This window comes from Providencia sp. PROV200 (assembly GCF_049901995.1).
In the GTDB taxonomy this organism is placed as follows: domain Bacteria; phylum Pseudomonadota; class Gammaproteobacteria; order Enterobacterales; family Enterobacteriaceae; genus Providencia; species Providencia rettgeri_E.
This window is the reverse complement of record NZ_CP096307.1, coordinates 3,872,896-3,885,372: the sequence shown is the minus strand read 5'-3', so window position 1 is coordinate 3,885,372 and position 12,477 is coordinate 3,872,896. Positions and strand designations below refer to the sequence as shown.

Genomic DNA, 12,477 nt, shown 5'->3' with positions numbered 1-12,477 from the left:
TAAATAACTATTTAATCTTGCTTTTGAATTTCAATTTGAGTTAAAACTCTTTTTTTAAACCGTGGCGGTTTATCATATTTAAGTGTTTGGGGGTAAATGCGTAGCTAATATATTTTATTTAATAGTTATATATTTTAATAGCTATGTTTTTTTACTTAAGTAATCTGCGTGTTTTTTTATGATTGGTTTCTAATTTAATTTTAAGAATATAGTTTGTTAGTTTTAAATTAAATAATAGTGTTGATGTGAGAGTGTTATCGTTAATAAAATTTAGAGTTATAAGAAAATAGATAAAAACCCATGATGGGTTTTTATCTGGCTTGGTATTTATTTTTGCCCTAATTTTATTGCTATTTTTTCGAGTTTAAACATTAGGAATAATGTTACTGAAACTAACACAATCGTCAGTGCCGAACCATCTGCAATATTGCCTCTATCGGTCAAACTGAAAATAGATACGGGTAAAGTGGCCCAACCGGGGGGATATAACATCATCGTGGCACCAAGTTCCCCTAAGGACAGTGATAGGCTTAATGCTAATGCTGAAATCATCCATGGCATCAATAGTGGTAAGGTCACATGGCAGAGGCGATACCAAGGGGAAGCGCCTAAGCTAAAAGCAACATTTTCAATATCGGGAGAAATACGCGCTAAGCCAGTGGAAACATTGCTAAACGTAAAAGCAGAAATCAACACAAAGTGAGCACTAAATACAATCCAAAAGGTACCATTCATTTGTAAATAGCCTTGGCTGAATGCCACAAGGATCCCAAGCCCAATAGAAACAGAAGGAATTGCACTGGGTAGATAGAATGCGATACTCAGCCACTTTTGTATTTTCCCGCTGTGTCTTCTTAATGCTAACGCAGCCCAAAGCCCACAAAACAGTGCAAATAGACTGGCACTAAAACCAACCACTAGGCTCGATAATATGGCATCCCAAGCAGGCCCACTAAACGCGTTCACAAAATGTTCAAAAGTGAAGCCTGAAGGTAAAATACCATTCCATTGTCGGCTGAAACTTGACATTAAAATCATCACTAAAGGCAGCAAAAATAATAAACAAAATAAGCTGATGGCAATGATAGTCGCGATTGCTCGCCCTTTTTTAGACCATATCAACATAATTAATTCCTTACTCCAAGGCGAGTGGTCGCCATTCTGTATAGGAAAAATAACCCGAGTGAAAGCAAGATGTTAATTAAGGCAATCATGCATGCCACCGCATAATCTGACTCTAATATCGCTTTACTGTAGACCATCATCGGCAAGGTATTGACGCCTTTCGCCCCGATAAACAGTACGATGCCAAATTCATTGGTGGTTAGCAGTAGGCACAGGCTGCCACCGGCTAATAGAGCGGGAAGTGCTGCAGGAAAAATGACTTTCGCGATCACCCGCGCAGGGTGCGCACCTAAAATACTGGCGGCTTCTAACTGGCTCTTGTCTATTTGGCGCAATGCTGCCATGAGAGGGCGCATGACCAGAGGGGTAAAAACGGTAATTTCTGCTAAGATCACCCCATGAATGGAATAAAGGAAATCAACGGGGGGCAGTTCGAAATCAAACAATGCCATCAAGGTGCCATTGAGTAGCCCAGCAGAACCATAAATAAAGGTGAAAGCGAGGGTGATCAAAAAAGTCGGTAGGGCAATAAAAGTATCAATTACTTGAGTGATAAAACGGCTTCCCGGAAAAGGAATAAACACCAAGATCAGCGATAAAACACTGCCTATCACAAGGCAGCCTAAGGTGGCAAAAATGGCAATGTAGAGAGTATTCCATAACCCATTAATAAAGCGTTTTGACTCAATCAGTTGCCAAAATGCATCTAACCCCCATCCTCCGGTTTCATTTTGCAGTGCTTGTTGGGCTATCAACAATAAGGGATAAAAAAACAGCGTAGCTAACACCAGCAATGGGGGCAATATCCAATAAATGGGCTTTATCGTTATTGATGAACCTTTTGGCACGCTAATATGTGACATGTTATTCCTCAATTAAAACGGTATCTGCAGGTGAAAACCATAAAGTGAGTTTATCGCCTACTGCAGGTGGTGAGGCCAAATGGGTAACGGCAACACTCACGGTTTCTCCAGCAACATCACAAATTAAATGGGTTAAATCTCCCTGCCAGCGAATAGACGTTAATGTAGCTTGTAGCTGATTAGTGGTATTGGTATTTGGCAATAGAGTGAGGTGTTGCGGGCGAATGCACACCCATTTGTGTGTACCCGCTCTCATACCTAATGTATGGGCTTCCAGCAATGTTCCACCACAACTGACATTCACTTTCCCAGGGCTTGTTGAAAAACCGAGCGCGGTAGCGGCTAGAATATTGGCTCGGCCTAAAAACTCAGCGGCAAAACGGTTGGGTGGGCGGTGATATAAGGCATTTTTCTCACCATGTGCGACTAAGTAGCCCTCTTTCATGATGCCAATTTTGTCACCAAGTGCGAGTGCTTCCGTTTGGTCATGGGTGACGTAAAGAATAGTCAATTCAGGCAGTTCACGGTGTAAACGGGCGATTTCTTCGACCATATTGTGGCGGATCTGTGCATCGAGCGCGGAAAGTGGTTCATCAAGTAACAGGACTCGAGGCCTTACGGCAATTGCTCTCGCAATCGCAACCCGCTGTTGCTGCCCCCCTGAGAGTTGGTGAGGATAGCGGGTTGCGTAATCCGTCATTCCAACAATTTTAAGGGCTTCAACGACTCGCTCATTAATCAGTGCTTTGGGCTGTTTTTGTGCTCGCAAACCAAACGCGACATTCTCTTCCACTTTCATGTGGGGAAAGAGTGCGTAGTTTTGCACGACCATGCCAAGTCCGCGTTGATACGGGGGAAGGTGGGTGATATCCGTATCACCCAATAAAATGCGCCCGCTATCTGGTTGAGCGAACCCTGCAATAGCACGCAATACCGTGGTTTTCCCTGAACCTGATGGGCCAATCAACACCAATATTTCCCCGGGGTCGATGGTTAAGTCTAGGGGCTTAAGCACGACATTATTATGATAAGAGACACGTAAAGACTCTAATGTGATCCCAGAGTGTTCGGTTTGCTGTATTGCTGTAGTGACTTTTCGTTTCATCAACATCTTAAGTTACTCACCGTCAGTGACTTTCTGCCAACGTGAAATATCATCGGATAGGGAAACTTCAACTTCATCCCAATTAGGTTGCCAAGTTTTCACGCCTTCTAACTTCTGAAGAGCAGTGTGATACTGTTTATCGGATGGTGTGACATCGGAACGAACAGGCATACCCCATGAAAGCTCACTAACACGGCTTTGTGATGGTTTATCCAAAAGGAAATTAATCAGTTTTTTACCGTTTTCTGTTTCGGGAGCATTGTTAACTAGGCCGATAACATAGGGTAAAACCAGCGCACTACGCTCCCCGTTGGCATCTTTCGGCCAAAAAATTTGGACATTAGGGTTACGTGCCATTTGAGATAAATTCATTTGTAAGTCGCCATTCGCGACATAAAGTTCCCCTTTATTGACCAGTGCAGTGAGCTTACCGGTGGAAGCCGATGGGCCAACGTTATTTGCTTGCAATTTACCGAGGTAATCAAACCCTGCATCTTTGCTATTAAAACTGTGGAAAGCTTGTAGCATCACTGCAGTACCGTCTCCAGCTTGTCCTGGGGTTGAATATTGCAGTTTATTTTTAAAGCGAGGATCGAGTAGGGCGTTCCAGTTTTCAGGTGGGGATTTAAGCAGTTTGGCATTATAGATAAAGGTCAGGTAGTTATTGACCAATGGTGTGTAATAGTGGTTTGAATTAGGAATATTAGCCGCAGTTTCGGGGGTAAATTCAGCTAATAGTTGGTTTTTTGCTGCACGTTGGATAAATGGCGGAACGGTGATGAGTACATCCGCTTGTGGATTGGTGCGCTCTTTAGAGAGCCTTTCAACGATCGCCCCTGAACCACTTTCAACATACTGTACTTTGATACCTGTTTGCTTGGTGAATGCCTCGAACTGATTTTTATACCAACTATTATTGCCATCGTGTAGTCCATCAGCGGAGTAAACAGTGACAACATCAGCGGCAAAAACAGAGGTAGAGCAAAAGGCTGCCATTAATAGGCCTGCTAAATAGGTGCGTTTCATCGTGTTCTCCTGTTAAGGTAAAATGCATTCTGGTATATACCAGATGCTTTTTACGCTAACGGGTTTATATGACAAAAAGATGAAATACAGCTAAATAGCTAAAATTATTTTTTATAAGCAGAAAAAATTACAACGTATCGACTTCGATGCGCAAGCTATCATGGCGCCAATACTCAACATCATAATCTAAAATTCGCCCATGTTGGTCATAGTTTAAACGCTGTAATAATAGGGCTGGACGACCAACAGTAACCCCCAGTGCTTGCGCGGCTTGAGCTGGCATTGCAGTGGGATAGAAAGACAAGTGCATACTGGTATAAATTAAATTGAAATGGGTTTCGTATACCTCCGTTAGGCTGCCGTTGAGGTCGTGTCGTAGCAGTTCAGGAACGCGAGCAGGTAAACAATGGTTCTCACAGTAACAAACGGGTCTGTCATCAGCAAAACGTAGGCGGGTGAGTAAATAAATTTGTTCAAATGATTGAAGTTTTAACGGCTCCATAGCTTCGAGAGGAACGGTAATAACTTTTCCATCCAGTAAAACTGTCTTCGGTTGGCGACCTTGTTCGAGGCAAAGTTTATGAAAATTAGTATTTTGGGTTGGGTCTAACCAAAGGCGCTCAGGTGTGACAAACCAACCGCGGCGCTCAGAGCGGTAAATTACCCCACTGGACTCTAACTGTGCCAAACTTTCACGAATAGTGATGCGTGTTGTATTAAAAATAGCACAAAGTTCGCGTTCTGAAGGGAGTTTATCACCACATTTTAGCTCACCATTTTGAATTCTTCCTTGTAATTGGGCTTTGATAAGCAGGTATTGTGGGGTCTCATCCGCTGATAATTTCATGGTTATTTCCTATCATTGTTTCCACCATATTATACATAGTTATATGAATTTTTTGTTTCACGCGCACTTTTCCTTTGACCTTTTGGGCAGCCTGCGACCATTATAATGGTAATCTGGTATAGACCAAAGGTGAATCGAATGACAAACAACCATTATTTGCTATTAACGCCGGGGCCGCTCACAACGTCTAAAACGGTAAAGGACGCTATGCTGTTTGATAGCTGCACATGGGATGATGATTATAATTTAGGCGTTGTCCAAAACATCCGCCAACAGTTAGTCACATTGGCAACCGACAAAAAGGGGTATTCGTCGGTGTTACTGCAGGGAAGTGGGAGTTATGCGGTTGAAGCTGTTTTAGGTAGCGCGATTGGCGCTAAGGAGAAAATTTTTATTATCAGTAATGGTGCCTATGGGGCTCGAATGGCGCAAATGGCTGAAGGTTTAGGTATTTCCCATTGTATTTATGATTGTGGTGAAGTGTCACTGCCTGATCTACAGCAGATTGAGCAGATATTACAACAAGATAACCAGATCACGCATATTGCGATGGTGCATTGTGAAACGACGACAGGAATTTTAAACCCAATAGAGAAAGTTGCGAAATTAGCGAAGCAGTATCAAAAACGCTATATCGTGGATGCAATGAGTAGTTTTGGTGGGATCCCCATGGATATTGCTGAGCTTAACATTGATTTTTTAATTAGTTCAGCAAATAAATGTATTCAAGGAGTTCCGGGGTTTGCTTTTGTTATCGCTCGTACTGAGGCACTTGAATACTGTAAAGGGCAATCCCGTTCGTTATCGTTAGATTTGTACGCGCAGTGGCGTTGTATGGAAGATTTCAACGGTAAATGGCGATTTACTTCACCAACTCATACTGTATTAGCGTTTGCTCAAGCACTTAAGGAGCTCATGCAAGAAGGCGGGGTTGCTGCTCGGTTTCAACGTTATCAGCGAAATCAACATAAGTTGGTGTCTGGTATGCGTGAATTAGGTTTTACCACATTGTTAGAAGATAGCCTCCATTCGCCGATTATCACTGCATTTTATTCACCAAATTCACCTGATTACCAATTTAAGAAATTTTATCAAAATTTAAAATCACAAGGCTTTGTTATTTATCCGGGTAAGGTCTCGCAAAGCGACTGTTTTCGTATTGGAAACATTGGTGAGGTTTATGAAAAAGACATCGATGCATTGTTGTTAGCAATAGAAAAAGCCATTTACTGGGAAATATAAGGAAAAGAAATGAACCGTATTGAAGCCGTTATTCTTGATTGGGCAGGAACCACTGTAGATTTTGGCTCTTTTGCACCTACTCAGATTTTCATCGAAGCATTTAAATCTGTGTTTGATGTGGACATTACATTGGCTCAAGCACGTATTCCTATGGGATTGGGTAAATGGCAACATATTGAAGCATTAGGAAAATTACCAGAAGTCGATAGGTTGTGGACAGCAAAATTTGGTCGCTCAATGAACAGTGAAGACATTGATAAAATCTATGCGGCCTTTATGCCATTGCAAATTGCGAAGGTTGTCGATTTTGCAGCACCAATCGCTGGCGTTGTCGACACAATCGATACATTACGCAGCCAAAATATTAAGATTGGTTCTTGTTCGGGTTACCCTCGTGCCGTGATGGAAAAATTAGTGCCAGCAGCAAAGGCGTTGGGCTACCAATCCGACTATTGGGTCGCGAGTGATGACCTACTTGCTGGTGGTCGCCCGGGACCTTGGATGGCATTACAGAACGTCATTGAACTGGGTGTTGGTTCCGTATTCGCCTGTATCAAAGTGGATGATGCTGTTCCCGGCATTGAAGAAGGGCGCAATGCAGGAATGTGGAGTATCGGGTTATCGGTTTCGGGTAATGAATTCGGTAAAACATGGGAAGAATATCAAGGGATGTCGATTGATGCGGTGAATTTATTGAAACAGCAAGCTGCAGAGAAATTGTATGCTGCGGGTGCTCATTATGTGATTGATACTTTGGCTGATTTACCATCAGTTATTGATTGTATCAATGAGCGTTTGGCAAAAGGTGAACGTCCATAATGATAGGTTCCCCTCAACGCATTTGATTAAGTTGAGGGGAGATAAATATTAAAAAATATTAATAGGAAGTTCTGGCGCTAATGTCGCTACCATCACCGCTTTGATAGTGTGTAAGCGGTTTTCTGCTTGGTCAAACACAATGCTATACGGGGATTCAAAGACTTCTTCCGTAACTTCTAAGCCGCCAAACATATTGAATTCTTTAGCTAATTGCGCACCTAACGTGGTGTCTTCATTATGAAATGCAGGTAAGCAATGTAGGAACTTCACATTCGGGTTGCCAGTGAGTTTAATTACATCCATATTTACTTGATATGGCTTCAATAAATTAATGCGCTGTGCCCATACTTCTTTGGCTTCGCCCATCGATACCCACACGTCGGTATAGAGAAAATCGGCATCTTTAACGCCTTCGGCGACATCTTCCGTGAGTGTGATTTTAGCCCCCGTTTTTTGAGCCAGTGCTTGGCAAGTTTTCACTAAGTCTTCATCTGGCCAGCAACTTTTTGGCGCAACAAGGCGTAAATCTAAACCTGTGAGTGCAGCGGCTTCTAGCATCGAATTACCCATGTTGTTACGCGCATCACCTAAATAGGCAAATTTAATGTCTGAGAATGGCGTATTTGGTTGGTGTTCTTGGATGGTCAGCAGGTCGGCTAATAACTGTGTGGGATGGAATTCGTTAGTTAGTCCATTCCATACAGGCACTCCCGAGTGCGCGGCTAAGAGTTCTACTGTGTTTTGGGCGAATCCACGGTATTGAATGCCGTCATACATCCTGCCCAAGACTCGAGCGGTATCTTTCATGGTTTCTTTATGACCGATTTGGCTGCCGGAAGGCCCTAAATACGTGACTCTAGCCCCTTGGTCAAATGCGCCAACTTCAAATGCACAGCGTGTCCGTGTTGAATCTTTTTCAAAAATAAGCGCAAAGTTTTTACCTGAAAGTAGGGGCTGTTCTGTGCCCGCTTTTTTTTCTGATTTTAACCAAGAAGAGAGTTTTAAAAGTGAATGAATTTCGCTAGAACTAAAATCAAGTAACCTTAGAAAAGGTTTATTATATAGGGGATTCATAATTGGCAGCCTTTTTGTTTTGAATTAATATTCAATTTATATTCATAAAAATTCAAAATCAACCCCCAATGTAAAAGAAATTATCTTTAAATATATGGTTTCACTGTCAACCGTATGGGAGAATGGCACAAAGAAAGATGAGCGACAAAGAAACAAAAGGGGTGTGGATATGGTAGATAAAGCTGAACTCGATGCGCAGTACGAAGAAACTCGCTTGATTATCGAGGAATTACTGGAAGATGGCAGCGATCCTGATGCATTGTATGCAATTGAGCATCATTTCTCTGCGGACAACTTTGCGCTGTTAGAAAAAGCGGCGGTTGAAGCTTTTAAACTCGGCTACGAAGTCACGGATGCGGAAGAACTCGAAATTGAAACGGGTGAAACCCTGATGTGCTGTGATGTGATCAGTGAAAGTGCATTAAATGCAGAGCTGATTGACGCACAGGTTGAGCAATTAATGAAACTGGCTGAGAAAATGGGCATCAACTATGATGGTTGGGGCACATATTTTGAAGACCCAGATGCAGAGTATGACGATGAAGACGGTGACGATATCGGCCCTGAAGATCGCGTCCACTAGTTTGATAAGCTAAAACGGTAATGTAAGCTTTTTAGTTGCCTGCTTTTGAATAATGAACAAAAGCAGGCATTTTATAAGACGCTTAAATAAATGAAGCTAGATGTGTAAAGCTTCCTAAATAAACGATTTATTACGCCGGATCTGCTGGGTATTCTGCCGCACTGAGCGCGGTACGGAAAATACTTTCCTCCATATTGCTGGTAATTTGCACTTTTTTGGTTGAAGTGTCAGTTTCTACCAGTGCATTAGCATCAATATCCAATATAATTTTTGTGATTGACTTAGCGCAGCCACCACAAGCCATTTTAGGTATTGTCAGATTAATCATTTTTAACTCCTATCATTAACGTTTTGATAAATATAAAGCTTTACCCTATTGGAAGGTCAATTAATTTTTCACTGAATATGTGAACAAATGACCGATTTGCCCTTTTTGACGGGCTTGGGGCTCACGGTGCTCAGCGGGATTAACTAAATTTTCAATAATCGGGCATTGAGGTTCACTATTACCATGGCAATGCTTTGCAAGTACTTCGAGTGTATTTGCGATACCTTGTAGTTCATTAATTTTTCTTTTTAATTCAGATAAATGAGTAAGTGCCATATTTTTAACATCGGCACTGGCACGTTCTCTATTGCGCCATAAGCACAGTAAAACTGAAATCTGTTCGGTTGAAAAGCTGAGCGCTCGGGCTCGGCGGATCAGATTCAGGCTATCGACATCAGATTGGCTGTAAAAGCGATACCCAGAGTTAGTGCGGTTGGCTTTGGGGATCAAACCTGTTTGTTCATAATAGCGGATCATTTTTGCTGAGATACCAGAAAGCTTAGCTGCTTGACCAATATTCATAATGTTACCTCCTCAACAGTTTTATATTTTAGAAATAAAATACCTAGCTTTTCCCTTCAGGTAATTTAAGCACTTCCATAATGTTCAATTTTTGCGATGAGAAAGTACCGTAAAAAATATGTTCGCCAATGAGGGTAATCGGAGCCACACGCACACCCGTCCTCGCTTTGGCTTCAGCCATGATTTGTGGATCAGTCAGGTCTCTTTCTTCAAAAGGAAATTGTTCTTTAACCAGCCATTCTTTGAGTAATTTGCAGTCAGGGCAAGTTGGCGTGGTGTAAATCAGAATACTGGGCTTTGATGGGAACGTCATAGTGGCCACCTTACAGTTCTAGAAATTGACGCCAGACTCCGAAGAGCCTGGCTATCGAGTTATTTATTGAGAGAGGCTATTTTTCATGGGTGCTTGAAAGCGTTTTAGGCGTAAAGCGTTACCTAATACGAAGACGCTGGAAAGTGCCATTGCCGCCGCTGCTAGAATAGGAGAAAGCAAAGTACCGTTAATTGGGTAGAGCAGACCCGCAGCAACAGGGATCAACAGTGCATTGTAAGCAAATGCCCAAAATAGGTTCTGTTTTATGTTACGGATAGTTGCCTGACTTAATGCAATTGCGTCAACAACACCGCGCAGGTCTCCAGACATCAGTACAACATCGGCCGCTTCGATAGCAACATCGGTTCCTGTACCAATTGCTAACCCCACATCAGCTTCGGCAAGTGCAGGGGCATCATTAATACCATCACCCACAAATGCGACCTTATTGCCATTGATTCGGAACTGTTTTAGTGCTGCAACTTTGCCATCAGGTAATACTTCGGCCGCAACTTCATCGATGCCAAGTTGTTTAGCGATAGCAGCGGCAGTCGCTGCGTTATCACCAGTAATCATCGCAACTTTCAGGCCTAAAGCGTGTAGCGCGTTAATTGCTTCTGGGGTTGTTTCTTTTATTGGATCCGCCACAGCGATGATTGCCGCTAAACGTCCATCAATAGCTGCGTACAGGGGACTTTTCCCTTGTTCTCCTAGGCGTTGCGCCGATTGCTGGAAGTGACTGACATCCAAACCAAGTTGTTTCATAAAGCGGTCGGCACCGACAGAAACCGCATGACTCCCCACTTTTGCTGAAATACCAAATCCAGGGATGGCTTCAAACTTTTCAATAGCCGCTAATGGCAAACCTTTCTCATTGGCTGCGTTCACAATCGCTTCTGCAATAGGGTGCTCAGAGCGTGTTTCAATCGCGGCAACTAAGGATAAAACTTCATCATATTCAAAGCCATCGGCTGGGATCAAGTCAGTCAGTTCTGGACGGCCTTTCGTCAATGTGCCTGTTTTATCAAGCGCGACAACAGTGACATCACGTAGCGCTTGCAATGCTTCTCCTTTGCGAAATAGCACGCCTAATTCAGCCGCACGCCCAGTTCCGACCATGATGGATGTCGGTGTTGCAAGGCCCATTGCACATGGACATGCGATGATTAGTACGGCGACAGCGTTAATCAGGGCAAAAGTCAGCGCGGGATCTGGGCCAAAAATGAGCCAAATGAAGAATGTGATCACTGCCCCCGCCATAACAGCAGGAACAAACCACATAGTGACCTTATCCACTAACGCTTGGATAGGTAATTTTGACCCTTGTGCTTCTTCAACTAAACGAATAATTTGCGCTAATACGGTATTCGAGCCTGTTTTCGTTACTCGGAAACTAAATGCACCCGTTTTATTTATTGTGCCGCCAACAACTTCAGAACCAATGTCTTTGGATACAGGGATTGGTTCTCCCGTGATCATGCTCTCATCGACATAGGAAGTCCCTTCAATGACTTCGCCATCGACAGGAATTTTCTCACCGGGACGCACGAAAACAATATCATTGGCGATGACTTGATCCAGTGGGATCTCAAGCATTTTTCCGTCACGTTCCACTCGGGCTGTTTTAGCTTGTAACCCAACAAGACGTTTAATTGCTTGAGATGTTTTTCCTTTTGCGCGAGCTTCTAATGTACGACCCAGTAGAATTAAGGTCACGATAACGACCGCGGCTTCAAAGTACACATTTGCCGTGCCAGCCGGGAGGACCTGCGGCATAAACGTTGCGACGACAGAATACCCATAAGCTGCCGCAGTACCTACAGCAACAAGTGAGTTCATGTCTGGAGCTGCACGTAATAGCGCAGGAACACCTTTTTGGAAGAAACGTAAACCTGGGCCGAATAGAACGATGGTGGCTAATACAAATTGGATATACCAATTGAGTTGCTGTCCAAGGTTTTCAGATACCCAGTGGTGGATCCCTGGAATGAAATGTGAACCCATTTCGATTATAAATACAGGTAATGTAAAAATTGCAGCAGTGAATAAAGCGCGACGCAGTGAACGTTCTTCATTTTCACGACGCTCATTGGCTTGCTCATTTGCATCGGTCGTGGTGTCTGACAACCGGCGAGGCTTATAGCCTGCTTGAACTATCGCCGCTTCTAGATCCTCGATAGTCACGGCTCCAGATAAATGGCGAATACGGGCGCGCTCAGTGGCTAAGTTAACATTTGCCTCAAGCACTCCAGGTATTTGTGATAATGCTTTTTCAACGCGGCCGACACAAGACGCACAAGTCATCTCTTCAATCGCCAATTCGGTTGTTTCTTCACGAACTTTATAACCTGAACTCTCGATTGCTCGAACTGCAGAATCAGGGTCAACATGACCTTTAAAAGTAATGTCTGCACGTTCTGTTGCTAAGTTCACGACCGCAGTATCAATATTTACGACAGCTTTTAATGCTTTTTCAACACGACCGACACAGGATGCACAAGTCATGCCTTCTACTGGCAAACTCAGCCTGTTGGCGGAGGTGTTAGGTATATTTGTTGTCATGGATTTTACCCTCTTGGATTTCTTTATTGGACAAAGCCTAAGGTTTACCTTAAGGGTAAGGTCAAGTG

Annotated in this window: 13 protein-coding genes; 3 read left to right on the top strand and 10 right to left on the bottom strand. The window is 43.1% G+C overall.

Annotated features, from left to right (window positions below):
• Positions 1 to 327: 327 nt before the first annotated feature.
• The 5 genes from phnV to phnR all read right to left on the bottom strand — a co-directional run bounded on the left by phnV (position 328) and on the right by phnR (position 4,966).
• A complete protein-coding gene (gene phnV, locus M1E86_RS17900; protein ID WP_213913360.1) occupies positions 328 to 1,125 on the bottom strand; it encodes a 2-aminoethylphosphonate ABC transport system, membrane component PhnV in 798 nt (265 codons plus the stop codon).
• Between the two features lie 2 nt (positions 1,126 to 1,127).
• Positions 1,128 to 1,988 carry a 2-aminoethylphosphonate ABC transporter permease subunit gene (phnU, locus tag M1E86_RS17895; protein WP_213913359.1) on the bottom strand — a complete coding sequence of 287 codons (861 nt, stop codon included), beginning with the start codon at positions 1,986 to 1,988 and terminating at the stop codon, positions 1,128 to 1,130.
• Position 1,989: 1 nt separating this feature from the next.
• Positions 1,990 to 3,099: a 2-aminoethylphosphonate ABC transport system ATP-binding subunit PhnT gene (gene phnT / locus M1E86_RS17890; protein ID WP_213913358.1), complete on the bottom strand. Its 1,110-nt coding sequence runs from the start codon at positions 3,097 to 3,099 to the stop codon at positions 1,990 to 1,992.
• Between the two features lie 6 nt (positions 3,100 to 3,105).
• Positions 3,106 to 4,119, bottom strand: coding sequence for a 2-aminoethylphosphonate ABC transporter substrate-binding protein (gene phnS, locus M1E86_RS17885; RefSeq protein WP_213913357.1), 1,014 nt, complete (start codon positions 4,117 to 4,119; stop codon positions 3,106 to 3,108).
• A 127-nt stretch (positions 4,120 to 4,246) separates the two neighbouring features.
• Complete coding sequence (phnR, locus tag M1E86_RS17880; protein ID WP_125890644.1) at positions 4,247 to 4,966, bottom strand: phosphonate utilization transcriptional regulator PhnR; 720 nt, start codon at positions 4,964 to 4,966, stop codon at positions 4,247 to 4,249.
• Between the two features lie 138 nt (positions 4,967 to 5,104).
• Between phnR and phnW the strand changes: the two genes are divergently transcribed.
• Entirely contained in the window at positions 5,105 to 6,208 is a 1,104-nt protein-coding gene (gene phnW / locus M1E86_RS17875) for a 2-aminoethylphosphonate--pyruvate transaminase (protein ID WP_213913356.1), read from the top strand.
• A 9-nt stretch (positions 6,209 to 6,217) separates the two neighbouring features.
• A complete protein-coding gene (phnX, locus tag M1E86_RS17870; protein ID WP_213913355.1) occupies positions 6,218 to 7,027 on the top strand; it encodes a phosphonoacetaldehyde hydrolase in 810 nt (269 codons plus the stop codon).
• 48 nt (positions 7,028 to 7,075) lie between these two features.
• Here the strand turns inward: phnX and argF are convergent, their stop codons facing one another.
• Positions 7,076 to 8,101 carry an ornithine carbamoyltransferase gene (gene argF / locus M1E86_RS17865; protein ID WP_213913354.1) on the bottom strand — a complete coding sequence of 342 codons (1,026 nt, stop codon included), beginning with the start codon at positions 8,099 to 8,101 and terminating at the stop codon, positions 7,076 to 7,078.
• 169 nt (positions 8,102 to 8,270) lie between these two features.
• On the opposite strand from argF, the gene rraB reads away from it, so the two are divergent.
• Entirely contained in the window at positions 8,271 to 8,684 is a 414-nt protein-coding gene (gene rraB / locus M1E86_RS17860) for a ribonuclease E inhibitor RraB (protein WP_125890640.1), read from the top strand.
• Positions 8,685 to 8,814: 130 nt separating this feature from the next.
• On the opposite strand, the gene M1E86_RS17855 is transcribed toward rraB, so the two are convergent.
• The 4 genes from M1E86_RS17855 to M1E86_RS17840 form a co-directional block, all read right to left on the bottom strand.
• The gene (locus M1E86_RS17855) at positions 8,815 to 9,012 is read right to left on the bottom strand and encodes a heavy-metal-associated domain-containing protein (RefSeq protein WP_213913353.1); all 198 of its coding nucleotides are present in this window, start codon (positions 9,010 to 9,012) and stop codon (positions 8,815 to 8,817) included.
• A gap of 60 nt (positions 9,013 to 9,072) precedes the next feature.
• Positions 9,073 to 9,534, bottom strand: coding sequence for a Cu(I)-responsive transcriptional regulator (cueR, locus tag M1E86_RS17850; protein WP_213913352.1), 462 nt, complete (start codon positions 9,532 to 9,534; stop codon positions 9,073 to 9,075).
• 43 nt (positions 9,535 to 9,577) lie between these two features.
• On the bottom strand, positions 9,578 to 9,847 hold the full coding sequence (locus M1E86_RS17845) for a glutaredoxin family protein (RefSeq protein WP_213913351.1): 270 nt from the start codon (positions 9,845 to 9,847) through the stop codon (positions 9,578 to 9,580).
• A 63-nt stretch (positions 9,848 to 9,910) separates the two neighbouring features.
• Complete coding sequence (locus tag M1E86_RS17840) at positions 9,911 to 12,409, bottom strand: heavy metal translocating P-type ATPase (RefSeq protein WP_213913350.1); 2,499 nt, start codon at positions 12,407 to 12,409, stop codon at positions 9,911 to 9,913.
• Positions 12,410 to 12,477: the final 68 nt, after the last annotated feature.